This is a genomic window from Acidobacteriota bacterium (assembly GCA_039683095.1).
Taxonomy (GTDB): domain Bacteria; phylum Acidobacteriota; class Aminicenantia; order Aminicenantales; family Saccharicenantaceae; genus RBG-16-66-30.
This window is the reverse complement of record JBDKSB010000012.1, coordinates 1,182,775-1,206,975: the sequence shown is the minus strand read 5'-3', so window position 1 is coordinate 1,206,975 and position 24,201 is coordinate 1,182,775. Positions and strand designations below refer to the sequence as shown.

General features: G+C 67.9%; 20 protein-coding genes. 18 read left to right on the top strand and 2 right to left on the bottom strand.

Annotation, left to right across the window (positions count from 1 at the left end):
- Positions 1 to 105: 105 nt before the first annotated feature.
- From ABFD52_13070 to ABFD52_13025, 10 genes are all read left to right on the top strand, one after another.
- Entirely contained in the window at positions 106 to 2,124 is a 2,019-nt protein-coding gene (locus tag ABFD52_13070; GenBank protein ID MEN6561695.1) for a hypothetical protein, read from the top strand.
- Positions 2,114 to 3,517, top strand: a complete 1,404-nt coding sequence (locus tag ABFD52_13065) for an HD domain-containing protein (GenBank protein MEN6561694.1) — start codon at positions 2,114 to 2,116, stop codon at positions 3,515 to 3,517. The genes ABFD52_13070 and ABFD52_13065 overlap by 11 nt, the downstream gene beginning before the upstream one ends.
- A 10-nt stretch (positions 3,518 to 3,527) precedes the next feature.
- On the top strand, positions 3,528 to 5,357 hold the full coding sequence (glmS, locus tag ABFD52_13060; protein MEN6561693.1) for a glutamine--fructose-6-phosphate transaminase (isomerizing): 1,830 nt from the start codon (positions 3,528 to 3,530) through the stop codon (positions 5,355 to 5,357).
- A gap of 52 nt (positions 5,358 to 5,409) precedes the next feature.
- Positions 5,410 to 6,189: a DUF1573 domain-containing protein gene (locus ABFD52_13055; protein MEN6561692.1), complete on the top strand. Its 780-nt coding sequence runs from the start codon at positions 5,410 to 5,412 to the stop codon at positions 6,187 to 6,189.
- Positions 6,190 to 6,194: 5 nt separating this feature from the next.
- Complete coding sequence (locus ABFD52_13050) at positions 6,195 to 6,422, top strand: DUF167 domain-containing protein (GenBank protein MEN6561691.1); 228 nt, start codon at positions 6,195 to 6,197, stop codon at positions 6,420 to 6,422.
- Between the two features lies 1 nt (position 6,423).
- Positions 6,424 to 7,734, top strand: a complete 1,311-nt coding sequence (locus tag ABFD52_13045) for a nucleoside transporter C-terminal domain-containing protein (protein MEN6561690.1) — start codon at positions 6,424 to 6,426, stop codon at positions 7,732 to 7,734.
- 66 nt (positions 7,735 to 7,800) lie between these two features.
- On the top strand, positions 7,801 to 8,904 hold the full coding sequence (gene dprA / locus ABFD52_13040; GenBank protein ID MEN6561689.1) for a DNA-processing protein DprA: 1,104 nt from the start codon (positions 7,801 to 7,803) through the stop codon (positions 8,902 to 8,904).
- Position 8,905: 1 nt separating this feature from the next.
- Positions 8,906 to 11,287: a type I DNA topoisomerase gene (locus tag ABFD52_13035; protein ID MEN6561688.1), complete on the top strand. Its 2,382-nt coding sequence runs from the start codon at positions 8,906 to 8,908 to the stop codon at positions 11,285 to 11,287.
- On the top strand, positions 11,268 to 12,155 hold the full coding sequence (gene xerC, locus ABFD52_13030; GenBank protein MEN6561687.1) for a tyrosine recombinase XerC: 888 nt from the start codon (positions 11,268 to 11,270) through the stop codon (positions 12,153 to 12,155). Before ABFD52_13035 ends, xerC begins: the two co-directional genes overlap by 20 nt.
- Before the next feature lie 210 nt (positions 12,156 to 12,365).
- Positions 12,366 to 12,677, top strand: a complete 312-nt coding sequence (locus ABFD52_13025; GenBank protein MEN6561686.1) for a helix-hairpin-helix domain-containing protein — start codon at positions 12,366 to 12,368, stop codon at positions 12,675 to 12,677.
- A gap of 4 nt (positions 12,678 to 12,681) precedes the next feature.
- Here ABFD52_13025 and rdgB read toward each other — a convergent pair whose 3' ends face one another.
- Together rdgB and ABFD52_13015 are read right to left on the bottom strand one after the other, a co-directional pair.
- Positions 12,682 to 13,314 carry an RdgB/HAM1 family non-canonical purine NTP pyrophosphatase gene (rdgB, locus tag ABFD52_13020; GenBank protein MEN6561685.1) on the bottom strand — a complete coding sequence of 211 codons (633 nt, stop codon included), beginning with the start codon at positions 13,312 to 13,314 and terminating at the stop codon, positions 12,682 to 12,684.
- Positions 13,307 to 13,954 carry an MgtC/SapB family protein gene (locus ABFD52_13015; protein MEN6561684.1) on the bottom strand — a complete coding sequence of 216 codons (648 nt, stop codon included), beginning with the start codon at positions 13,952 to 13,954 and terminating at the stop codon, positions 13,307 to 13,309. Before ABFD52_13015 ends, rdgB begins: the two co-directional genes overlap by 8 nt.
- A gap of 101 nt (positions 13,955 to 14,055) precedes the next feature.
- Here ABFD52_13015 and eno point away from each other — a divergent pair, with 101 nt between their 5' ends.
- From eno to ABFD52_12975, 8 genes are all read left to right on the top strand, one after another.
- A complete protein-coding gene (eno, locus tag ABFD52_13010) occupies positions 14,056 to 15,339 on the top strand; it encodes a phosphopyruvate hydratase (protein MEN6561683.1) in 1,284 nt (427 codons plus the stop codon).
- Between the two features lie 379 nt (positions 15,340 to 15,718).
- On the top strand, positions 15,719 to 16,222 hold the full coding sequence (locus tag ABFD52_13005; protein ID MEN6561682.1) for an Rrf2 family transcriptional regulator: 504 nt from the start codon (positions 15,719 to 15,721) through the stop codon (positions 16,220 to 16,222).
- Positions 16,219 to 17,226 (top strand): porin, encoded by a 1,008-nt coding sequence (locus ABFD52_13000; protein MEN6561681.1) that lies wholly within the window; start codon positions 16,219 to 16,221, stop codon positions 17,224 to 17,226. The genes ABFD52_13005 and ABFD52_13000 overlap by 4 nt, the downstream gene beginning before the upstream one ends.
- A gap of 23 nt (positions 17,227 to 17,249) precedes the next feature.
- A complete protein-coding gene (locus ABFD52_12995) occupies positions 17,250 to 18,266 on the top strand; it encodes a substrate-binding domain-containing protein (GenBank protein MEN6561680.1) in 1,017 nt (338 codons plus the stop codon).
- Positions 18,263 to 19,147 carry a phosphate ABC transporter permease subunit PstC gene (pstC, locus tag ABFD52_12990; protein MEN6561679.1) on the top strand — a complete coding sequence of 295 codons (885 nt, stop codon included), beginning with the start codon at positions 18,263 to 18,265 and terminating at the stop codon, positions 19,145 to 19,147. Before ABFD52_12995 ends, pstC begins: the two co-directional genes overlap by 4 nt.
- Positions 19,144 to 20,019 carry a phosphate ABC transporter permease PstA gene (gene pstA, locus ABFD52_12985; protein MEN6561678.1) on the top strand — a complete coding sequence of 292 codons (876 nt, stop codon included), beginning with the start codon at positions 19,144 to 19,146 and terminating at the stop codon, positions 20,017 to 20,019. The genes pstC and pstA overlap by 4 nt, the downstream gene beginning before the upstream one ends.
- 15 nt (positions 20,020 to 20,034) lie before the next feature.
- Positions 20,035 to 20,796 (top strand): phosphate ABC transporter ATP-binding protein, encoded by a 762-nt coding sequence (locus ABFD52_12980; protein ID MEN6561677.1) that lies wholly within the window; start codon positions 20,035 to 20,037, stop codon positions 20,794 to 20,796.
- Between the two features lie 284 nt (positions 20,797 to 21,080).
- Positions 21,081 to 24,173, top strand: a complete 3,093-nt coding sequence (locus ABFD52_12975) for a TonB-dependent receptor (GenBank protein ID MEN6561676.1) — start codon at positions 21,081 to 21,083, stop codon at positions 24,171 to 24,173.
- The last annotated feature ends 28 nt before the right edge of the window (positions 24,174 to 24,201 follow it).

Genomic DNA, 24,201 nt, shown 5'->3' with positions numbered 1-24,201 from the left:
CGGCCGGGAGGAGGCCGGTTCACCCCTTGAATCATCTGGCCGGAGCATGGTAATTTCACCGGGGGAGAGGAGAATAGAGCCCGGGCTTTCTTGTTTAGGTGAACCATGCCTGCCGAGCGCGATGGAGTCCCGACCGGTCTGGCGGACCCGTCCGTCCCGGCCCCGGCCCGCGTCGACATCCCCGCGGACAGGGACGAGCTCATCCGCTCGATGACCCGGTCCCTGCGCGTGGCCTTCAAGATGGCCTCGATGTACAACGCCGAGCACCCGGCCTTCAAGAGCAGCGTCAACGAGCTCCTGGCCAAGCTCGAGGCCCTTTTCGCCCACGTCAACCCGCTCTCGATCGGCTTCTCCCCCCACGCCCTGCTCATCGACGGCCGCTTCTGGGAGGGCGAGCGGACCTACATGGACCTGGCCCAGCTCTTCCACTTCCGCAAGATCAAGCGCCTCGAGTTCAGGCCGGGCCTGGGCTTCGACGAGTTCATGCGCTTCGCCTCCAAGATCATGCTGCCCGTCAAGATGTTCATCCGGGAGGGCGGGGCCGCGGCCATCGTCAAGCGGGAGAGCATCGTCCACATCACGGTCGACACGCTCGACTACTCGATCCTCCTCCAGGGCGAGGGCGAGGAGATCAAGGACATCTGGCCCTACCTCCTCATGGAGGCCGTCGAGGAGAACGACGCCGCCAAGTACGAGGAGCTGGCCGGGTCGTTCGACAAGGTCGTCGGCAAGTTCAACACTGAAGACCTCATCCAGAACGAGGAGCTGCACAAGAATTTCGCCCAGTTCTTCCACTACCTCAAGGAGACCTCGGAGGAGAAGCACCGGGTCGCCTCCAAGCAGCTCCTGAAGACCATCGTCGCGGCCCGCAAGACGCCGACCGAGTCGAAGTTCGAGAACCTCAAGCTCCTCATCTCCGACCTGAGCGAGGAGGACCTGGCCTCGACCCTCTGGGAAGAGATCATCGGCAACGACAAGTTCGACTCGCTGAGCTTCAGCATTTTCTCCCGGATCATCGACAAGGAGCGGCACAAGAAGATCGCCACCTCGCTCCATGCCCTCTTCCACACCGAGGACCCCCAGAACCGCCGGGCCGAAACCGAGTCGAAGATCCGCATCCTGATGTCGGGCATGTCCTCGTCGCTTCACTCGGAGATCTACCGGCAGACCCTGTCCAACCTCCTCAACGAGATCTCCTTCGACCAGAGGCTCGTCCTGGACCACGCGCTCCTGCAGCGGAACTACCGCTTCCTCCTGCTGACCCTGCTGGCCCGGGAGCGGGAGACGGGGACGGCCGCCGCCGTCCTGAAGCGCGTCGCCGAGGAGTGGGAGCGGATCGTCCAGGAGGCCGACTTCGAGTTCCTGCTGGCCTTCCAGGAGGTCCTGGAGGGCCGGGCGGCGGACCTGGCCGGCGAGGCGGGCTACGAGGAGGCCCTCCGGTCCGTGGCCGAGCATATCGAAGGCTGCCTGCTGCGGGGCGAATCCGGGCCGCAGCTGGACGCCTTCATCGAGCGGCTCGGCCGGAGCCGCTACGGCCGCGAGGTCTACGCCGACACGGTCCTCAAGGACCGGGTCGTCTCCTCGTCGCTCCTGCGGGCCCTCTTCCGCTTCTTCCCGGACGACATCCCGGCCTTCCAGGCCGCGATCCGCAAGCGCGCCGTCGACGCCGAGCTCCTGGGCCGCCTGGCCGAGGCCCTGAAGCTCATCGACACCCCGACCTCCCTCGAGACCCTGAAGAAGGTCTACCAGGCCGGCGACGCGGGCGTCAAGCTCAAGGCCCTGCAGGCCATGGAGAACCTCCAGGAGTTCGACGAGGCCTTCCTCTTCCCCATCCTGGAGAAAAAGAACGAGATCATCCGGGCCGAGGCCCTGAGCCTGCTCCTGCGCACCGAGCGGACCAAGCACGTCGCCTTCACCAAGCTCTTCGGGCTGGCCTCGCCCTACGGCCTGCGGAACAAGGCGCTGCTGCGCAACATCGGCATCGTCGGGCGCTACGGGCTGCGCGAGGCCGCCCCGTACGTCGCCCCGCTGTCCGAGCGGAAGGACTTCTGGAACCGCAAGGTCCGGCACGCGGCCGCGGCGCTGCTCGATAAATGGGGACTGGAGATCTGGCGTGAGGGATAAGATCAAGATCTGCTTCATCTACCTGATGAACGCCATCCAGGCCGGCAAGATCTACACCGGCGACCACCCGAAGTTCAAGGAGTACCTCAACCGGCTCCACGCCATCGTCCAGGAGATCCTCGAGGACCGCAAGGAGCTTGTCCTCGGCATCATCGGCGGCGAGGCCGCCTGGGAGGACGAGATCTTCTTCAACCTCCGGGGCAAGCTCGGCCTGCTCATCGACTTCCTGGAGAAGAACGGCGTCGAGCGGATCATCTTCCAGCAGGGCCTGCGTTTCGAGGAATTGCGCGAGTTCATCATCTTCCTGACCCGGGTCAAGCGGACGGAGAAGATCAGCGAGCAGGAGTACTTCAACCTCCACGGCATCCAGAACATCCGGGCCGGGAAGCTGCGGACCATGGTCAGGGGCGATGCCGCCGAGGCGGCGGCCGCGGAGACCCGGACGCGCTACGAGGGCTCCGTCCGCACGGTCTCCCATGCCCTCAACGTCGTCCTCGAGCGGGAGGACGTCGACTACCTCGACCTGCGCTTCAACATCCTCGGCATCATGGAGGACTTCGTCGGCCGCCACCAGGAGCTGCTTAACCTCGTCTCGGTCAAGAGGCGCGACCTGGTCACCTTCGTCCACCTCCTCAACGTCACCCTGCTCTCGATGTTCTTCGCCTCGAAGCTGCAGTTCGCCAAGGACGACGTCCTCGACCTGGGCATAGCCGCCCTGTACCACGACGTCGGCAAGCTCTACATCTCGCTCAAGCTCATCCAGAAGGAATCGAAGCTGTCCGAGGGCGAGTTCCTCCAGGTCCGCAACCACCCCCTCCTCGGGGCCCGCATCCTCGAGGGCTACAAGGACGTCCTGGGCATCCTGCCCGTCGTCATCTGCTATGAGCACCACCTCCGCCACGATATGACCGGCTATCCCAGGTCGCCCTACTCCCGCAGGCCGCACCCGGCCTCGATGATGGTCTCCATCTGCGACGTCTATGACGCCCTGGCCCTGAAGCGGTCCTACAAGAAGGACTATCCGCCCGAGAAGATCCACGAGCTGATGGTGCTCGAGAGGGGCAAGATGTTCGAGCCCCAGCTCCTGGACAAGTTCTTCCAGTTCATGGGCGTCTGGCCGATCGGGACGCTGGTCTCGATGGACGACGGACGGGTCGGGGTTGTCCGGGCGGTCAACGACACGGACGTCACCAGGCCCTCCGTCCAGGTCCTGGCCCCGGAGAACGCCGGGGAGGTCGTCGATCTGGCCCTGCGGCCGGACCTGCGCATCCTGGCGTCGCTGAATCCACAGGCCGAAGGCGGCAAGTACCTGCCGCTCATCGGCCTGCCCGGGCCCCTCCCCCCCTCGCCCGATGACGGCGAGGGCGAGGAGGAAGGGCCGGATCTCGGTTGAGGAGGGAAGCATGTGCGGCATCATCGGCTGCGCCGGCGCCAGGGACGCGGTCCCCGGCCTGCTCGAGGGCCTGCGGCGGCTCGAGTACCGGGGTTACGACTCGGCCGGCATCGCCGTCCTTGACGGCGGCGGGATCGGGCGGCGCCGGGTCAAGGGCAAGATCCGCGACCTGGCCGAGGAGCTCAGGCTGCACCCGCTCGTCGGCGCCTGCGGCATCGGCCACACCCGCTGGGCCACCCACGGCCGGCCTAGCGAGGACAACGCCCACCCCCACACCGACTGCAGCGGCACCATCGCCCTGGTCCACAACGGCATCGTCGAGAACTACTGGGCCCTCAAGGAGAGCCTCAAGGCCGAAGGGCATGTCTTCCGGACGGAGACCGATACGGAGGTCATCGTCCACCTCGTCGAGAAGCACTTCCGCGGCTCCCTCGAGGAGGCCCTGCGGGCTGCCGTCCGCGAGCTCGAGGGCTCGTTCGCCGTGGCCTGCATCTCGTCGCGCGACCCCGGCCGGATCGTCGCCGCCCGCAACGGCCCGCCGGCCGTCGTCGGCTTCGGCCAGGGCGAGACCTTCCTGTCGTCGGACATCACGCCCCTCCTCCACCACACCCGGCGCGTCGCCTACATGGAGGACGGCGAGATGGCCGTGCTGACCTCGGACGGGGCCCGCTTCGCCACCTTCGCCGGGGACCCGGTCGAGAAGGCCGTCGAGACCCTGGACTGGGAGCCGGCCATGGTCGAGAAGCGCGGCTTCGCCCACTTCATGGCCAAGGAGATCTTCGAGCAGGCCGACGTCGTCCGGGACACCCTCAAGAGCCGGGTCGCGCTCGACTCGGGCCGGGTCTTCCTCGAGGACACGGGCCTGCCGCCCGAGGTCCTGCGCGAGGCCGCGCGCGTCGTCATCATCGCCTGCGGCACGTCCTACCACGCCGGCCTGGTCGGCAAGTACATGCTCGAGACGCTGGCCCGCGTCCCGGTCGAGGTCGAATACGCCTCGGAGCTCCGGTCGCGGGATTTCGTCATGGACCGCGGCACGCTCGTCCTCGGCATCTCGCAGTCGGGCGAGACGGCCGACACCCTGGCCGCCCTCCGCTTGGCCCGGGCGAAGGCCCGGGCCGTCCTGGCCGTCACCAACAACGCCAATTCCTCGATGGCCCGGGCCGCCGACGGGCTCCTCGACCTCCACGCCGGGCCCGAGATCGGCGTCGCGGCTACCAAGACCTTCGTCGGCCAGATGGCCGCGCTGGCCCTGTTCGCCCTGGCTTTCGCCCAGGCCCGGGGCGCGCTCCCGGACGGCGAGAGCCTGGAGCTCGTCCGGGAGCTGCAGCGCGTGCCCCACAAGATGGACCAGGTCCTCGGCGGGGCGGCCGCGATCGAGCGGGCCGCCCGCCGCTACCTGGCCTGCGAGCACTATCTCTTCCTCGGCCGCTGGATCAACTTCCCCATCGCCCTGGAGGGGGCCCTGAAGCTCAAGGAGATCTCCTACACCCACGCCGAGGGCTATGCCGGCGGGGAGATGAAGCACGGCCCCATCGCCCTGATCGACGAGGGCATGACCACCCTGGCCGTCGTGCCCCGCGACCGCGTCCACGACAAGATGCTGTCCAACATCGCCGAGGTCCAGGCCCGGAACGGGCGCATCCTGGCCGTGGCCTTCGAGGGCGACGACAAGGCCCGGGCCGTCGCCGACGAGGTCTTCCCCATCCCCGCGACGCACCAGCTTTTCACCCCGTTCCTGACCGTCCTGCCGCTGCAGCTGTTCGCCTACCACGCGGCCGCGGCCAAGGGCTTCGACGTCGACCAGCCGCGCAACCTGGCCAAGAGCGTCACCGTCGAATAGGCTTGCCCGGCGGCGCGGCGATGGAGTATCCTGAGACATCGAGGAGAGTCCGATGAACGAACGCATCCCCCGGCGCCTCGGCGCCATCCTTCTGGCCGCCGCCGCGGCAGTCAGCCTGGCCGCCGTTCCCGCCCAGGCACCGAAGCCGCGGGCCGTGTTCAGAGCCACGGCCCACGATTTCGGGACGGTCAAGCAGGGCGACGTCGTCAGCTGCGAGTTCGTCTTCAAGAACGAGGGCGGCGCCACGCTGGTCATCGAGAAGGTCGAGACGACCTGCGGCTGCACGGCCGCGCTGGTCTCCGAGCAGAGGATCGCTCCCGGCCGGGAAGGCAAGCTCAAGGCGACCTTCGACACCCGCGGCTATTCCGGGCGCCTGGCCCGCTATATCTACCTCGTCTCGAACGACGGCGAGAACCCGCGGCGCGAGCTCAGCCTCGTCGCCGAGATCCAGGTCCCGCCCGCGCCCCGCATCGACATCGACCGCTACAACGTCGACCTGGGCCTCGTCCTCGAGGGCGAGTCGCCGTCGACCCGGATCGTCGTCAAGAGCGCCGGCGAGCGCGAGCTCAAGGTCGAGCTGGCCCACGAGAACGTCGGGTTCTTCTCGGGCGGCAAGCCTCTGGTCTCGCCGTTCTTCCTGCCGACGGGGGAGTCGCGCGAGGTCGAGCTCCGCTTCCCGCCCCAGACGCGGCTGGGCGTCCAGCGCGACTACATCCTGCTCAAGTCGAACGACCCCGTCCGCTCGACCATGTCCGTCTACGTCAGCCGCTACGTCATCTCCCGCAAGGAGCTCAAGGACATCTTCGAGAAGTACAAGTCGGTCCTGAAGTAGGGGGAATGGCCCGCATCCTCACGGTCAAGGCCCAGCCGCGCTCCAAGGCGCCCGGCGTCGAGGAGCTGGCCCCCGGCAGCTTCCGCGTCCGGGTGCGCGCCGCGCCGGACCGGGGCCGGGCCAACGACGAGATCGTCGAGCGGCTGGCCGAGCACTTGGGCGTCCCTCCCTCGCGCTTGACGCTCGTCCGCGGCGCGGCCTCGTCCCGCAAGCAGTTCCGCCTCGAGGAATGAGGTGACCGCCTACAACCTGGTCAGCTTCGCCGGCCTGTTCGTGCTGGCGGCCGTGGCCTGGCTCTTCTCGACGGACCGCAAGGTCGTCAACGTCCGCGTCATCCTCTGGGGCATCGGGCTCCAGCTGCTGCTGGCCTTCTTCATCTTCGTCGTCCCGGCCGGGGCGAAGGTCTTCCTCTGGGTCAACGGCGCCGTCACCGCGGTCCTCGGGACGGCCATGGCCGGAGTCCAGTTCGTCTTCGGCCGCCTGGCCCTGCCTCCGGGAACGGTGAACGCCGCGGGGGAGACGAGCCTGGGCTATTTCCTGGCCTTCCAGGGCCTGCCGACGATCATCTTCTTCGCCGCCCTGCTCGCGGCCCTCTATTATCTCGGCGTCATGCCCTTCTTCGTCCGGCTGTTCGCCCGGGTCTTCACCAAAACGATGCGGATCAGCGGGGCGGAATCGCTGTCCGTCTCGGCCAACATCTTCGTCGGCGTCGAGTCGGCCCTGGTCGTCCGGCCCCACCTCAAGGACATGACCGTGTCCGAGCTCGGGACCATCGTCACGGCCGGCATGGGCACCATCGCCTCGACCGTCCTGGCCATGTACGTCCTGATGCTGCAGAAGCAGATCCCGACGATCGCCGGCCACCTCGTGTCGGCCTCGTTCATCTCCGCCCCGGCCTGCGTCGTCATGGCCAAGCTGGTCATGCCCGAGACCGGGAAGCCGCTGACCCTCGGCCTGGACGTCAAGCCCCACTACGAGCGCGAGGACAACCTGATCATGGCCGTCATAAACGGGGCCCGGGACGGGCTGAAGCTCCTCGGCGGCATCGTCACGCTGCTCATCGCCTTCCTCGGCCTGCTGGCCCTGGCGAACCTGGTCCTGGGCTGGCTCGGCGGCCTGGCCAACGGGATCTTCGGCTGGCATTTCAAATGGTCGATCGAAGCCCTGCTCGGCTACGTCTTCTATCCCCTGACCCTGGCCATGGGCGTGCCGCCGTCCGACGCCCTTTCGATCGCCAAGCTCCTCGGGGACCGGACCATCCTGACCGAGATCTTCTCGTTCGGCCGGCTGTCCGAGCTCATGGCCGCGGGCGCCCTGCGCGACCCGCGCTCGGCCATCATCGCCTCCTATGCCCTGTGCGGCTTCGCCCACGTCGCCTCCCTGGCCATCTTCGTCGGCGGGACGGCGGCGCTCGTGCCCTCCCGGGCCAGGGACCTGTCGCGGATCGGCTTCCGGGCCCTTCTCGCGGCCACCCTGGCCTGCCTGATGACGGGCGCCGTAGCCGGGACCTTCTACACCGGCTCGTCCGTGCTGTTCGGCCGCTGAGCCCGGGCGACGGCAGTGGGACAGACCGCCCTCCCCGGGCGTCCTTATTACAATAGGGAGGCGACCGTGGACGACCGGGACCTCTGCTGGCTGGCGCTGGCGCTCCTTTTCTACGGGCCGCGCGCCGCGACCCGCCGGCTCCTGGCCCGCTTCCCGGCGATCACCGACGTCTTCCGGGCCGGCCCCGGCGATCTCGAGGGGCTGCGGCTGGACGCCCGGACGGTCGAGGCCATCGCCGGCGGCCGGGCCCTGGACCGGGCCCGCCGGGAAGTGGAAATAATAGAGAGGAAGGCGTATACTCTCCTGACCTTGGACCACCCCGGCTATCCGGGGTACCTGCGAGAGATCTTCGATCCTCCGTTCGCCCTCTATTGCGAGGGCGACCCGGGGGCTCTGGGAAATCCCGCGGTGGCCGTTGTCGGCGCCCGGCGGCCCACCCCCTATGGGCGGGCCGTGGCCGAGAAGCTGGCCGCCGACCTGGCCGGCCGCGGCTGCGTCGTCGTCAGCGGCTTGGCCGCGGGCATCGACGCCTGCGCTCATCGGGGGGCTCTCAAGAAAGGAAGGACGATCGCCGTGCTCGGTTCCGGCTTGGACGTTCCGTATCCGTGGGAGAACCGCGGCCTGCACCGGGAGATCGCCGGGCGCGGAGCCGTCGTCTCGGAGCTACCCCTGGGGACGCCGCCGCTGGCGGAGAACTTCCCGGTCCGGAACCGGATCATCAGCGGCCTGGCCCTGGGCCTGGTCGTGGTCGAGGCGGCCCGCAAGAGCGGTTCGCTCATCTCGGCCAAGCTGGCCCTGTCCCAGGACCGCGAGGTCATGGCCGTCCCGGGCAACGTGACCTCGCCCCTGAGCGAAGGGCCCATCGGCCTGATCCGGGACGGGGCCCGGCCCGTGGCCTCGTGGGAGGACGTGGCCGACGCCCTGCCGTCGCCGTGGCGCGAGAATCTCCTTGCGCAGCGGGACGCAAAAGAGGAGAATAGCGCCGCTTCTCTGAGCCCGGACGAGCGCCGGCTGCTGGACGAGCTGCCCGTCGACGCGGCCCTGTCCATCGACGAGCTGGCCGAACGGACGGGCCGGTCGGTTTCCGGCCTGCTGGCGCTGCTGCTGGGCCTCGAGCTGAAGGGGGCCGTTATCCAGCATCCCGGGAAAGAATTCCAGAGGAGAATGTAAGGTGTCGAAATCACTGGTCATCGTCGAGTCGCCGGCCAAGGCGAAGACGGTCAACCACTATCTCGGTCCGGACTACCTGGTCAAGGCCTCGATGGGCCATGTCCGCGACCTGCCCAAGAAGGGCCTCGGCGTCGACGTCGAGCACGGCTTCGAGCCGACCTACGAGGTCATCCCCGACAAGAAGAAGATCGTCTCCGAGCTGAAGAAGGCGGCCAAGGAGAGCGACCGGGTCATCCTGGCGGCCGACCCCGACCGGGAAGGCGAGGCCATCTCCTGGCATCTCAGCCAGCTCCTGTCCGACGCCAACGCGAACATCTTCCGGGCCTCCTTCCACGAGATCACGGAGGACGGCGTGCGGGCGGCCTTCAAGGACCTCGGCCAGATCGACATGAACCTGCTCGACGCCCAGCAGACGCGCCGCATCCTCGACCGGCTGGTCGGCTACCGCATCAGCCCGCTCCTGTGGAAGAAGATCGCCCGGGGCCTGTCGGCCGGCCGGGTCCAGTCGGTGACCCTGCGGCTGATCGTCGACCGGGAGCGGGAGATCGAGGCCTTCAAGCCGGAGGAATACTGGAATATCGCCGCCCGGCTCGAGGCCGCCAACCCGCCGGCCTTCAAGGCCGCGCTGGCCAAGGTCGACGGCAAGAAGGCCAAGGTCCGCAACGGGGAGGAGGCCGGGATCGTCCGCGAGGAGTGCGAGCGGACGCCCTTCGTCCTGGGCCAGGTCCAGGTCAAGCCGAAATACAAGCACCCCGGCCCGCCCTACATCACCAGCACCCTGCAGCAGGACGGCTTCCGGCTGCTGCGCTTCCCGGTCAAGAAGACCATGTTCGTGGCCCAGAAGCTCTACGAGGGCATGCCCATCGGCGAGCTCGGCCAGACCGGGCTCATCACCTACATGCGCACGGACTCGTTCCGCATCTCCGAGTCGGCCCAGGCGGCGGCCCGGGCCTGGATCGAGCAGAATTACCCGGGCGACAAGGCCGCCGCGGCCGCGGACGCGAACGCGCCGGCGGACGAGGCGGCTTCCCATGCCGGGCACCGGTCCCCCTACGTCCCGGCCAAGCCCAACGTCTACGCGAGCAAGAAGAAGACGCAGGACGCCCACGAGGCCATCCGGCCGGCCCACGTCGAGCTGACGCCGGAGAAGGTCAAGCCCTTCCTCAAGAAAGAGGAATACGACCTGTACAAGCTCGTCTGGAGGAAGTTCATCGCCTCGCAGATGGCCGCGGCCCGGATCGAGGAGACATCCTTCGACATCACCTCCGGGCGGTACCTCTTCCAGGCCAAGGGCGAGGTGGTCAAGTTCGACGGCTTCCTGGCCGTCTGGCCGAACGGCGCGAGCGATAAGGAGCTTCTGCCCAAGGCCGCGGCCGGCGAGACGCTCAAGCTGCTGGAGCTCGAGACCAAGCAGAAGTTCACCGAGCCGCCGCCCCGCTACACCGAGGGCACGCTGGTCAAGGAGCTCGAGGCCCGCGGCATCGGCCGGCCGAGCACCTACGCCCCGACGATCGCCACGATCCAGGGCCGGACCTACGTCGTCAAGGAGGAGGGCAAGTTCAAGCCCACCGAGCTGGGGACGTACGTCACGGACTTCCTGGTCAAGCACTTCGCCCGGCTCATGGACTTCAAGTTCACGGCCCAGATGGAGGAGGAGCTCGACCAGATCTCCGAGGGCGCGCGGAAGGGCGTCGACAGCCTCCAGGAGCTATACGGCCTCCTGGAGGACGCCCTCAAGCAGGGGCTCGAGACCGAGAGCGTCAAGAAGACAGGCATCCCCATCGACGAGAAGTGCCCCAAGTGCGGGGCGGACCTGGTCATCAAGGACGGCCGCTTCGGCCGGTTCAAGGCCTGCTCCGCCTACCCGGCGTGCAAGTTCAGGGAGAGCCTGGACAAGAGGGAATCCAAGCCCCTCGACGAGAAGTGCCCCGAGTGCGGCTCCCAGCTGGCCCAGAAGTTCGGCCGGTTCGGGCCGTTCGTGGCCTGCTCCAACTACCCGAAGTGCAAGTTCATCAAGAAGGACCGTCCGGTCGAGACGGGCATCGCCTGCCCGACCGGCTGCGGCGGCCAGATCCTGAAGCGGAAGACGCGCCGGGGCAAGTTCTTCTTCGGCTGCAGCCGCTACCCGAAGTGCCATTTCGCCTCCTGGGACGAACCCATCGCCCGGCCGTGCCCGCAGTGCGGCGCGCCGGTCATCTATCGGAAGAACCTCATCAAGGGCGAGCCGTACGTCTACTGCAAGAACGAGAAGTGCGCGTTCAAGGAAGCCGCGCCCCGGGACAAGATCTGGGAGACGGCCCCGGCCAAGGAGCCGGCCGGCCCGGACGGAGCGAAGACCGGAGCGGCCGGATCCGGCGGCGCAGATGAACAAGGAAATCGCTGAGTTCCTGGACTATCTCCGGCACGAGAAGAACGCTTCCCCCCACACCGTCGCCGCCTACGAGCGCGACCTCCGGCAGGTCGCGGCCTACCTGAAGGAGCGCGAGGTCCGCTGGGACAGGGCCGGCAACGTCATCCTCCGCGGCTGGCTGGCCGGGCTCCACGAGAAGAAGCGCCAGAAGTCGACCATCGGGCGCAAGCTGGCCGCGTTGCGTTCGTTCTACGATTTCGCGATGCGGCGGAGATGGATCGCCGATAACCCGGCCCGGGTCCTGTCCCGGCCGCGGCTGGAGAAGAAGATCCCGTCATTCCTGTCGGAGGACGAGGCGGCGTCGCTGCTCGACCTGCCGGCCTCGGACAAGCCCATCGACCTCCGCGACCGGGCCATCCTGGAGCTCTTCTATGCCACGGGCATCCGGGTCAGCGAGCTCGTCGGCATCGAGACGGCCGACCTCCACTTCGGCGAGCGCCTGGTCCGGGTCCGGGGCAAGGGCAAGAAGGAGCGCCTCGTGCCTTTCGGCCGCAAGGCCCTCGAGACCATGGAGGACTACCGGCGGGCGCGGCCCGCGCTGGCCGCGGGCGGGGGGAAGGGCGGCGAGGCCTTCTTCCTGAACTACCGGGGCGGAAGGCTGACCGCCCGGTCGATTCAGCGCATGGTCCGGGCGCACATCCGGCGCACGGCCGTGACCCGCAAGATCAGCCCCCACTCGCTCCGCCACTCGTTCGCCTCCCACCTGCTCGGCCGGGGCGCGGACCTGCGAGTCATCCAGGAGCTGCTGGGCCACGCCAGCCTGGCCACGACGCAGAAGTACACCCACGTCGACCTGACCCAGCTCATCGGCGTCTACAAGAAGAGCCACCCCCGGTCCTGAGCCGTCCCCGCGCCGGCGGCGCCCCTCCAGCCCGCATCCTCACCCCGTTTCGCGCGCTAACAGCCGTTTCCACGCCGGGCGCGGTTTTGTCCACGGAGCTAGACAAGGGGTGCCGGGGCTCTCTTGTAACCGCCACAAAATAAAGCAACGGGACGGCGGGCGGGGTGGCACGGGCGTTGCATAAAACGGGGGCGAAAGGAGGTCGCACCCATGACCACACAAAGACACAAGGCCCTGGCGTTGGGGCTGGCCGCGGCGATCCTGGCGCTCGCGCTCGCCCCGGCCTACGCCCAGTCGCCGGCGCCGAAGGGCCGGATCAACATCAACACGGCCTCGGCCTCGGAGCTCGAGACGCTGCCGCGGATCGGCCCCAAGGTCGCCCAGAGGATCGTCGATTTCCGGACGAAGAACGGCAATTTCCGGAAAGTCGAGGAGATCATGAAGGTCCAGGGGATCGGCGAGAAGATCTTCGAGCAGATCAGGGACCTGATCACGGTGGGGGCGGAGAGCGCGCCAAAATGATGGCCTAGGCCCTGTCCGGAAGGTCGCCGGGCAGGGCCTTTCTTTTCGCCTCGAGGAAGGCCCGCAGCTCGCGGACGGCGCGGCCGCGGTGGCTGATCTCGTTCTTGGCTCCCGGCGCAAGCTCGGCGAAGGTCTTCTTGAGCGGCGGGTAATAGAAGACGGGATCGTAGCCGAAGCCCGATTCCCCGCGCGGCTCGAGAGCGATCCTGCCCCCGACCTCGCCGCGGAATTCCCGGATGACCCGGCCGTCCAGGGCCAGGACCATGACGCAGACGAAGCGGGCCTTGCGCCCGGCCGGGGGAAGGCCGTTGAGGAGGCGCAGGACCTTGCGGACATTCTTCTCGTCGGACGGGCGGGGAGCCGAGAAGCGCGCCGAGCGCACCCCGGGCGCGCCCTCCAGGGCGTCGACCTCGAGCCCGGAATCCTCGGCCACGACCAGGCCGGACCACCTCCGGCCGTAATACAGGGCCTTGGCCCGGGCGTTCTCGGCGAAGGTCCGCCCCCTCTCAACGGGCGGGGGCGCCGGCAGGACGTCGCGCAGGCCGACGACCTGGATAGCCAGGCCCTCGAGGGCCCGCCGGATCTCTCGGACCTTGCCGGGATTGCCGGTCGCCAGGAGCAGGCGCCGCTCAGTCAATCTTCAGCTCTTCGATATCGGCCAGCTCCAGGAGCCCCTGGTTGAAGTCCTGTTCCTTTTCCTCGGAGGCCGCGAAGGAGAAAGCCAGGAGGTAGGACGAGCCTTCCTGTTTCATGGTCAGGCGCTCGAGCCGGACGCCGTGGTGGAGGGCCAGCTTGCGCAGGCTGGAAAGGATGTAGGGACGGGCCTTGGCCTTTAGATGGTAGTGGAATTGCGCTTTGCGCAGATAGGATTCTTCGATCCGGCCGAACACGATGAGGGTCACGATGGTCAGCGCGGTGAAGATGACGGCCGGGACGTAGTAGCCGGCGCCGATGACCAGACCCAGGCCGGCCACGACCCAGAGCGTCGAGGCGGTCGTCAGGCCGGCGATCGTGCCCCGGGCCTGGAAGATCGTGCCGGCGCCGAGGAAGCCGATGCCGGTGATGACGCCGGCGGCCATGCGGACGAGCGTGTCCGCGCCGGATGCGTTCTTCCCGGCGATGAGCGTGGCCAGGGTCATCATCATCGTCGCGGCCAGGCAGACGAGGATATTCGTCCGGAAGCCGGCCGGCTTCTGGCTGGCCTCGCGCTCGAGGCCGATGAGCCCGCCCAGGGCGACGGCCAGGACGAGCTTGAGCAGGACCCGCAGGATCTCCATGGATGACGCCTCGCCCCCTCTTTTAGCATCGGCCGCCAGGGGTTGTCAATCGCGGCCTCCCTCTGCTAGAATGTCTCGGCGAGTTTTTCAGGAGGCAACCCATGTCCGCTCTGATCAAGAAAGTCCATGCCCGCGAGATCCTGGATTCCCGCGGCAATCCGACCGTCGAGGTCGAAGTCACGCTGGCCGACGGCTCCTGGGGCCGGGCCGGCGTTCCGTCGGGCGCATCGACGGGCGTTTACGAGGCCCTGGAGCTCCGCGACGGCGACAAGTCGCGCTACCAGGGGAAGGGCGTGCTCAAGGCCGTCGGGAACGTCAACGACCTGATCGCCCCGCGCGTCGCCGGCCTGGACGCCCTCGATCAGGCCGCCGTCGATCAGGCCATGATCGCCCTCGACGGCACCGAGTCCAAGACCAAGCTCGGGGCCAACGCCGTCCTCGGCGTCAGCATGGCCTCGGCCCGGGCCGTGGCCGCCTCGACGAAGGCCCCGCTCTACCGGCACCTCGGCGGCCCGAAAGCCCATCTCCTGCCCGTGCCGATGTTCAACATCCTCAACGGCGGCGTCCACGCCAACTGGCAGAGCACCGACCTCCAGGAGTTCATGATCGCGCCGGTCGGGGCCCCGAATTTCCGCGAAGCCCTGCGCTGGGGCGCGGAGACCTACCAGGCCCTCAAGAGCGTCCTCAAGGCCGCCGGCTACTCGACCGGGGTCGGGGACGAAGGCGGGTTCGCCCCGGCGTTCAAGAAGAACTCGGACGCCATCGAGAACATCATCAAGGCCATCGAAAAGGCCGGCTACAAGCCCGGCGCCGACATCGGCATCGTCCTCGACTGCGCCGCGAGCAGCATCTACGAGGACGGCGTCTACAACCTCCGGACCGAAGGCAAGAAGGTCGGGCCGGCGGAGATGGTCCGGATGTACGAGGACTGGATCGGCCGCTACCCGGTCATCTCCATCGAGGACGGCCTGGCCGAGGACGATTGGCAGGGCTGGGCCCTGCTCAACCGGACGCTCGGCGGACGCGTCCAGCTGGTCGGCGACGACCTCTTCGTGACCAACGTCAAGCGGCTGGCCCGCGGCATCGCGGAGAAGGCGGCCAACTCCGTCCTCATCAAGCTGAATCAGATCGGGACGCTGACCGAGACGGTCGCGGCCATCGAGATGGCCCGCCAGGCCGGCTGGACGGCCATGATCTCCCACCGCAGCGGCGAGACGGTCGACAGCTTCATCTCCGACCTGAGCGTGGCCATGGGCACGGGCCAGATCAAGACCGGAGCGCCCTGCCGGGGCGAGCGGGTGGAGAAGTACAACCAGCTCATGCGCATCGAAGAGGAGCTGGGGTCGAAGGCCGTCTTCTCCGGCCGGTCGACGCTTAAAAGATAGGCTGCCTCCTCTTCTCGCCGCCACCCCCACGCGTCCTCGCCGCTCCAAAGCGCTCACAGGCGTCAGCGGCTCCGGGCGCATGGGAAGGGCCGCGCCTCGCGTCGTCATCTCTCGCTTCGCAAAGACGCGGGCCCCCTTTCAAATCCGTCTCGCTCCCATCTCCGGGATTCCTTCTCGCGGCTTCGAGCCCTCAGCCGTGATCCTGCCTGGTCGCTCCCAAGATCCCGCTTCCCGTTGCCAGAGGCAAGGCCCTGAGCAAAGCCGAAGAGAGGGATCCTCCCGGAATCGGGAGAAGAACCGAAAAAAGGCTTGACAGGGGCTGGCGCGATATGTTAAATGACTTAGTCTATTGAGATAGTCGACTAACAACGGAGGCGCGATGAGGCTCTCGACCAAGGGCGAATACGCCAGCCGGGCCATGCTTGAGCTCGCCCGGCGCTACGCCGGCGGGCCGGTCCACAGCCGTGAGATCGCCAAGGCCCAGGAGATCCCGCAGCGGTTCCTGGAGCAGATCCTCCTGCTTCTCAAGAGGGCGGGGTATCTCAGGAGCCGCAAGGGCCAGCACGGCGGCTACGTGCTGGCCAAGCCCCCGGCCCAGATCAATGTGGCCGAGGTCATCCGGGTCATGGACGGCCCCCTGGCGCCCATCGACTGCGTCAGCGTCATGGCCCACGAGACCTGCCCGATGGAGGCGACGTGCGGCCTGCGCTGGCTCTGGAAGGAGGTCCGCGACGCCGTGGCCGAGATCCTCGAGGCGACGACGTTCGACGACCTCGTCCGGAGAAGCCGGCCCGGCGCCGGCGGCCGTCCGGGAACCGGCCCGGCGAAGAAGGCGGGCGGAGCGGCGAAGAGGCCGGCGCGCCCGCATGGAGGGAGACGATGAGCCTAAGATCTCCGAGGGCCGCGGCCGCGGCGGCCGCCCTGGCCCTGGCCTTGACCGTTCTGCCGGCCGCAACGGCCGCGGCCGAAGAAAAGGACAAGAAGGACTCGCCCGTCCTCACGGCCCTCAAGAACCTCAAGCTCGGCGGCTACGCCCAGTTCTACGGCGCCTCCTGGGACCCCGGCACGGACACCTTCTCGCTCCGCCGGGCCCGCCTGTCGCTCGGCGGGACGATCGTCAAGAACCTCAGCTTCAAGCTCTCCGCCGACCTGGTCAAGTCGCCCGCGCTGCTCGACGCCCAGATCGATTACGCCCCGCTCAAGTGGGCCGGCCTGCGCTTCGGGCAGTTCCTGGTCCCCTTCAGCCTGGACAACGTGACCTCGGTGGCGGACATCGAAATGGTCAACCGTCCGGCCGTGGTCGAGGCCCTGGCGCCGGGCCGCGACATCGGATCGTCGGGCCGCGACGCCGGCCTGGCCGCCTTCGGCAGCTGGAAGATCGCCGAGTACTCGTTCGGTCTCTTCAACGGCTCCGTCATCAACAAGGCGGACTCTGACGGCCGCAAGGACTTCAGCGGCCGGCTCGTGCTCAAGCCCCTGGAGTCCCTGGCGATCGGGGGCTCCGTCTATCGGGGCCGGCGGGCCCCGGCGGAAGGGGCGCCGCTGGCCGGCCGGAACAAGGAAGGCCTGGAAGCCCTTTTCCGCCTCGACCGCGTGATGGTCAAGGGCGAATACATCCACGCCAGGGACGGGCTCGTTTCCAGGGCCGGCTGGTACGCCCTGGCGGGCGTGTTCGCCCTGCCGGGCAAGCTCCAGGCGCTCGTCCGCTACGATGCGCTCGATCTCGACCGGGCCGTCCCGGACAACGGGAAGCACATCGTCACCTTCGGCGTCAGCTGGTACATCGCCGGCCGGACCAAGCTGCAGCTGAACTACGAGATCCACGGGCTCGAGGCCGCGGGCCGCGAGAAGTCCGGCCTGCTGGCCCAGTTCCAGGCGGCCTTCTAGAGGCCGGCCGCAGGAGGCATGACATGACCAAACGTACCGGCTCAGCGGCCGCCTTCGCCGCCGCCCTCTCCGTCATCCTTGTCCTGGCCCTCGTTCTCCCGGCCTGCAGAAACGCGAACGGGGCCTTCCCTCCGGCCGCCTCCGCGGCGGCGCGGCCCGCGGGCGAAAGCCTGTCGCTTTCGGGCGCCTGGGCCCTCTATCCGCTGGCCGTCCGCTGGCAGGAGGAGTTCCAGAAGAGCCATCCCGGAACGGCCATCGACGTCCAGGCCGGCGGCGCGGGCAAGGGCATCGCCGACGTCCTCGCGGGCGCGGCCGACATCGGCATGGTTTCCCGCGAGATCCATGAGGCCGAGACCGCGAAGGGCGCGGTGGCCCTGGCCGTGGCCAAGGACGCGGTCGTGGCCACGATCAGCAGGAAGAACCCGTTCCTGGACGAGATCCTCCGCCGCGGCCTCAGGAAGGAGGACTTCACTGCGATCTGGATCCGGAAGACGGCCGCGACCTGGGAGGGGCTCCTCGGCCGGCCCGGCCAGACCCCGATCCACGTCTACACCCGCTCGGACGCCTGCGGCGCCGCGGAAACCTGGGCCGCCTACCTCGGCGGGCACCAGGAGGACCTCGGCGGCGTCGGCGTCTACGGCGATCCCGGCCTGGCCGAGGCCGTCCGCCGCGACCCGCTGGGCATCGGCTTCAACAACGTCAACTTCGCCTACGACGCCAAGAGCCTGAAGCCCGTGGCCGGGCTCGAGATCGCCCCGATCGACATCGACGGCAACGGCCTCGTCGACCCGGCCGAGCGGGTCTACGCCGGCCGCGACGACCTGACCCGGGCCATCGCAGCTGGCGCCTACCCCTCGCCGCCGGCCCGCGACCTCTACTTCGTCATCAAGGGCCGGCCCGACCGGCCGCTCCTGGCGGAGTTCCTGGCCTGGGTCCTGACCGAGGGCCAGAAGTACGTCCCCGAGATGGGCTACATCGGCGTCGGGCCGGACAAGATCGCTTCGGGCCTGGCCGTCGTCCGCGCCGCGGAAAAGCGATGAGGCTGGTCAAGGACGCGCTGGCCCGCCGGGGCATGGGGATCGTCACCACCCTGCCCGGCCTTCTCGTCCTGCTCATCGTCATCGGGCTGTTCCTCAAGTCCAGGGCCATCCTGGCCGTCGAGCCCCTGTCCCGCCTGCTCTTCTCCCCGGTCTGGCGCCCCCTCAAGGGCGAGTTCGGGCTGCTGCCGTTCATCGCCGGGACGGTCTGGGTGACCGTGACCGCGCTCGCCCTGGCCGTGCCGGTCTCGATCCTGGCCGCCATCTATCTTTCCGAGTACGCCCCGCGCTGGGTCCGCGAGGCCGCCAAGCCGGTCATCGACCTCCTGGCCGGCCTGCCCTCCGTCGTCTACGGCGTCTGGGGCGTCATCGTCGTCGTGCCCTTCGTCGGCGACGTGCTGGCCCCGGCCTTCGGCGTCGTCTCCTCCGGCTTCAGCATCCTGGCCGGCGGCATCGTCCTGGCCATCATGACCTTCCCGACGATCATCCATGTGACCCTCGAGGTCTTCTCGACCGTCCCCCGGGCGCTCCGCGACGCCTCCCTGTCGCTGGGCGCGACGCAGTGGGAGACGATCAGGCACGTCGTCCTGCGCAAGGGGGCCCAGGGCATCCTGGCCGCGTCCGTCCTCGGCTTCTCCCGGGCCTTCGGCGAGACCATGGCCGTGCTCATGGTCGTCGGCAACGTGCCGGCCGTGCCCCGCTCGCTCTTCGACCCGGGCTACCCGCTGCCGGCCCTGATCGCCAACAACTACGGCGAGATGATGTCCGTGCCCCGCTACGACGCGGCCCTGATGCTGGCCTCGCTCGTCCTCATGCTGATCGTCCTGTCCTTCAACGTCCTGGCCCGGGCGATCCTGGTCCGGGTCGAGCGGAGGGCCAGGTGAAGCCGCTCCCGGACGGCGGACTCGGCCGGCGCAAGCGGACCGACCGCGCTTTCCGCGTCCTGGCCTCGGTCTCGGCCGCGGCCGTCCTCCTGTCGCTCGTTCTCATCCTGACCGTCATCCTCTGGAAATCGGTGCCGGCCCTGAGCCTGTCCATGCTGACCCGGACGCCCAAGGGCGGCTTCTACCTCGGCAAGGAGGGCGGCATCCTGAACGCCATCGTCGGCTCGCTAGAGCTGGCCATCGGCGCGACCGTCCTCGCCTTCTTCCTGAGCCTGCCGCTCGCCCTTTACCTCAACGTCTACAAGGCCCGGACGTCGAAGACGGCGGTTTGGACGCGCTTCTTCCTCGACGTCCTCTGGGGCGTGCCCTCCATCGTCTACGGCGCCTTCGGCTTCCTCCTCATGCTGGCCCTGGGGCTGCGGGCCTCGCTCCTGGCCGGCCTCCTGACCGTCGCCCTGCTCGAGTTCCCGATCATGAGCCGGGCCATCGACGAGGTCATGCGCCTGGTCCCGCGCGAGCTCAAGGAGGCCTCGGCCTCGCTCGGCGCGACCCGCTTCGAGACGGCGGTCAAGGTCCTGGTCCGCCAGGCGGCCCCGGGCATCCTGACCGGCGTCCTACTGGCCTTCGGCCGGGGCATCGGCGACGCCGCGTCGGTCCTGTTCACGGCCGGGTTCACCGACCGCGTCCCCGGCGGCCTCCTGGACCCTGCGGCCACCCTGCCGCTGGCCATTTTCTTCCAGCTCGGGACCCCGTTCCCCGAGGTCCGCGAGCGGGCCTACGCCTCGGCCGCGGTCCTGACCCTGATCATCCTTCTCATCAGCCTGGCCGGCCGGGCGCTGGGCCGAAAGGTGACCCGTCATGTCGTCAAGTGAAAGGCGGCCGCTCCGATGAACGGCGAGACCCCCATCAGCATCCGGAACCTGAGCGTCTTCTACGGCGACCTGCAGGTCCTCAAGAACGTGAGCCTAGACATCCCGGCCCGGAAGATCACGGTCATCATCGGGCCGTCGGGCTGCGGCAAGACGACGCTGCTCAAGTCGCTCAACCGGCTCCTGGACACGGCCGAAGGGGCCCGCGTTCGCGGCCAGGTCCTCGTCGACGGCGAGGACATCTACGCGCCCCGGACCGAGGTCACGCGGATCCGCAAGAAGATGGGCCTGCTCTCTCAGAAGCCCCAGGTCCTGCCGATGTCGATCGCCGACAACGTCGCCTACGGGCCCCGCCTCCACGGCCTGCGGGCCCGGAAGGAGCTCGACCGGCGGGTCGAGCATTACCTCCGGGTCGCCGGGCTGTGGGACGAGGTCCGCGACCGGCTGCGCGAGCCCGCCTCGGCGCTCTCGGTCGGGCAGCAGCAGCGGCTCTGCCTGGCCCGCGGCCTGGCCGTCGAGCCCGAGATCATCCTCGGCGACGAGCCGACCTCGGCCCTCGACCCGCAGTCGAGCCAGAACGTCGAGCGGCGGCTGCTCGAGCTCAAGCGCGACTACACGGTCGTCGTCGTCACCCACATCCTCCGCCAGGCCCGCCGCATCGCCGACCATCTCGCCTTCCTCTATCTGGGCGAGCTGGTCGAGCAGGGCCCCGCGGCCGAGGTCTTCGCCGACCCGCGCGACCCGCGGACGCGGGCCTACCTCACCGGCGAGATCAGCTGAGCGGGACCGCGTCCCCCTTCTCTTACTTATCTAATTGTATTGACATTTTTGCGGCTCCGTCCTAACTTCAAAAGGACGCAGGCGGCGCGAGGTCCGTGTTCGGGCCGCCGGACGTTACCGGTCCGAAGCGGCCCGCCGCGCGGGCTTTCCGACGACCCACACGACCTCGAGGAGGCAAATGACAACGGGAGACTCGGCGACCAAAGGCTGAAGCGCCGGGCCGCCCCGCGGGGGACGTCCCGGAAAGGGAAGACCGGAGAATGACAAAGGAGAAAAGGAGCCAGATGAAGAAGTTGAGTGTTCTTGTCCTCATCGTCTGCCTGGCGACCGTCGGCGCGGCGTTCGCCCAGTTGACGCCCGAAGGCCGGATCAACGGCAAGGTCGTCGACACCCAGGGCAACCCCCTGCCCGGCGTCAACATCGAGGCCGTCAGTCCCAAGCTCGTCGGCAAGGCCGTGGCCGTGACCGACGGCGCGGGCGTTTACCGCCTGATGGCCCTGCCTTCGGGGACCTACGAGGTCACCTACTCGCTGCAGGGCTTCAAGACGCTCATCCGCAAGGGCATCCTGCTCGAGCTGTCCCAGACCCTGGCCGTCAACGTGACGCTCGAAGAGGCGACCATCGAGGAGCAGGTCACGGTCGTCGGCCAGAGCCCGCTCATCGACGTCAAGAGCACGGTCAAGGGCCAGGTCATGACCAAGGAGACCTACCTGGCGCTGCCGCGCGGCAGGTCCTTCGATTCGCTCATCAACACCATCCCCGGCGTCCAGAACGAGAGCATCGCCGGCGGCATCTCGGTCGACGGCGCTTCGGGCGCCGAGAACGTCTTCTACGTCGACGGCGCCGACGTGACCAACTTCCACCTCGGCACCGAGGGCCAGAACGTCGTCCTCGAGCTCCTGGACGAGGTCAAGGTCACGGCCTCGGGCTACAACGCCGAGTTCGGCGGCTCGATGGGCGGCGTCGTCAATGTCATAACCCGCACCGGCGGCAACGAGTTCCACGGCGACGCCATCATGTTCTACGAGAACAACTCGCGGCTGATGCGCGGATATGCCCGGGACTACCTCCGTCAGAACCCGCTCGACGACTACGACTACCAGTACGTCAACAATGATACCCTCTATTTCGACAGCGCCAAAAAGCGGGACAACTACGACCGCTACGAGGGCATCCTCAGCCTGGGCGGCTACATCATCAAGGATAAGCTCTGGTTCTTCGGGTCCATCAACGGGACGACCAACCGGACCCTGGCCATGCGCGATTTCGAGCTCGGGGCCGGGCCGTACTCCCAATACAAGACCAAGAACGACGGCCTGAACGGCTCCATCAAGCTGACGGCCGCGCCCATCACCGGGCTGCGCCTGTCGGCCAGCTTCGTCAACAACTTCACCCGCTACCGGGGCGCGCTGCCCAGCCTCGTCGGCAACGACGACAGCAGCTACGAATGGTCCCAGGAGGGCATGGACTATCCCAACTGGACCGGCACCCTGACGGCCGACTATTCCCTCGGCAACAACCTGCTCCTGAGCTACCGCGGCGGCTGGCACATGCAGAACGAGAACAACCAGCAGCTGCTGCCGCCGGACAGCTCGACCTATTATTTCGCCTATTCCAACTCCCGCTACGACGACGACCCGTTCTACGTCGCCAATCCGCAGCTGATCGAGGCCTCCGGGTATTCGACGAACTGGAACTACTTCGAGACCAAGAAGTACCGGCAGGACAAGGTCAGCAACAACCTGGATGCGACGCTGTACACGAACTGGCAGGGCGAGCATTCGATCAAGGCGGGCTTCGGCTATTATTACCTGCACGAAGACGTCTATGACGCCTCGACCCATCCCCGGGTCTGGCTGTATTGGGGCCGGACCTATACCGGCCTGGGCTTCCCCGTCGGCGCCGGCGCCGACCCGTCGAGCGACTACTACGGCCAGTACGGCTACTACTATGTCCGCGGCTCGTACACCTCGCCCTACGGCGGCGTCTGGAACATCCACGCCAACAACTTCTCGGCTTACCTCCAGGACTCCTGGACGATCGGCGGCAAGCTCACCCTGAACTTCGGCGTCCGGGCCGAGAGCCAGTACATCCCGGCCATGACCACCGATACGTCCTACGTGTCCTACAACGCCAAGCCGGTCAAGTTCGACTTCGGCCAGATGCTGGCTCCCCGCTTCGGCGCCGTCTATGACGTCTTCGGCGACTCCAGCCTGAAGATCTTCGGCAGCTTCGGCATCTACTACGACGTCATGAAGCTCTACATGGCCGAGCTGACCTTCGGCGGCTGGAAACGGAAACAGGATTATTACTCCCTCGAGACCCCCGACTGGCGCCTGATCGCGGCCAGCGGCGACCTCGCCGACGCCGCCAGCCAGGGCGCCGGCGGCACTTACGCCGGCACCGTCGACTTCCTCCCGCCGTCCTTCGACCGGGTCGACCCCGACCTCAAGCCGACGGCCCAGCGGGAGATCTCCCTGGGCGCCGAAAAGAAGCTGGTCGAGAACCTGTCCCTGTCCGTCCGCCTGGTCCAGAAGCATCTCATCCGGACCATCGAGGACGTCGGCGTTTACGTCATGAACGGGGACACCCTCGAGCAGCAGTTCTACGTCACCAACCCCGGCTTCGGCGTTTCCCGGCCGATCTCCGAGGGCGGCTTGTTCTCCGACGACTACTGGCGCTGCCCCAAGGCCACGCGCGAGTATTACGGCGTCAACGTCTCCCTGGAAAAACGGTTCAGCAACAACTGGCAGGGCGGTTTCAACTACACCTGGAGCCGCCTGACCGGCAGCTACACCGGCCTGGCCAGCGCCGACGAGGACGGCCGCATCGGCCCGAACGTCGAGCAGGACTACGACCGCTGGTTCATGGGCTACGACGCCCTCGGCAACCAGCTCGACGGCGTCCTGCCGCAGGACCGGACCCACTACTTCAAGGCCTACGGCTCCTACCTCTTCCCGTTCGGCCTGACCGTCGGCGTCGTCGCCTACGGCCGCAGCGGCCTGCCGCTGACGACCAAGCTTTACTACGACGGCAAGTACTTCTATCCCAACGGCCGCGGCGACCTCGGACGGCTGCCGTTCACGTTCTGGGCCGACCTGTTCATGGAGTACAGCCTCAAGCTCGGCGACCGCTACAAGGCGGCCATCAACCTCCAGGTCGACAACGTGACCAACACCAAGACCGTCCAAAGCCGGGTCACGGACTACAACCTGGACGGTTTCTCCGGCTACGACACCGAGATCCTGAACGGCGAGTTCGCCACGCACTACCCCGAGTACACCGCGGCGGACGACACCGTTCATCCCGCGTTCAACCAGTGGTCTTCGCGTTTCGGCGCCTGGTCGGCGCGGCTCGGGCTCAAGTTCTCGTTCTGATCAGGACGATCCCCGGGGATCCGACACG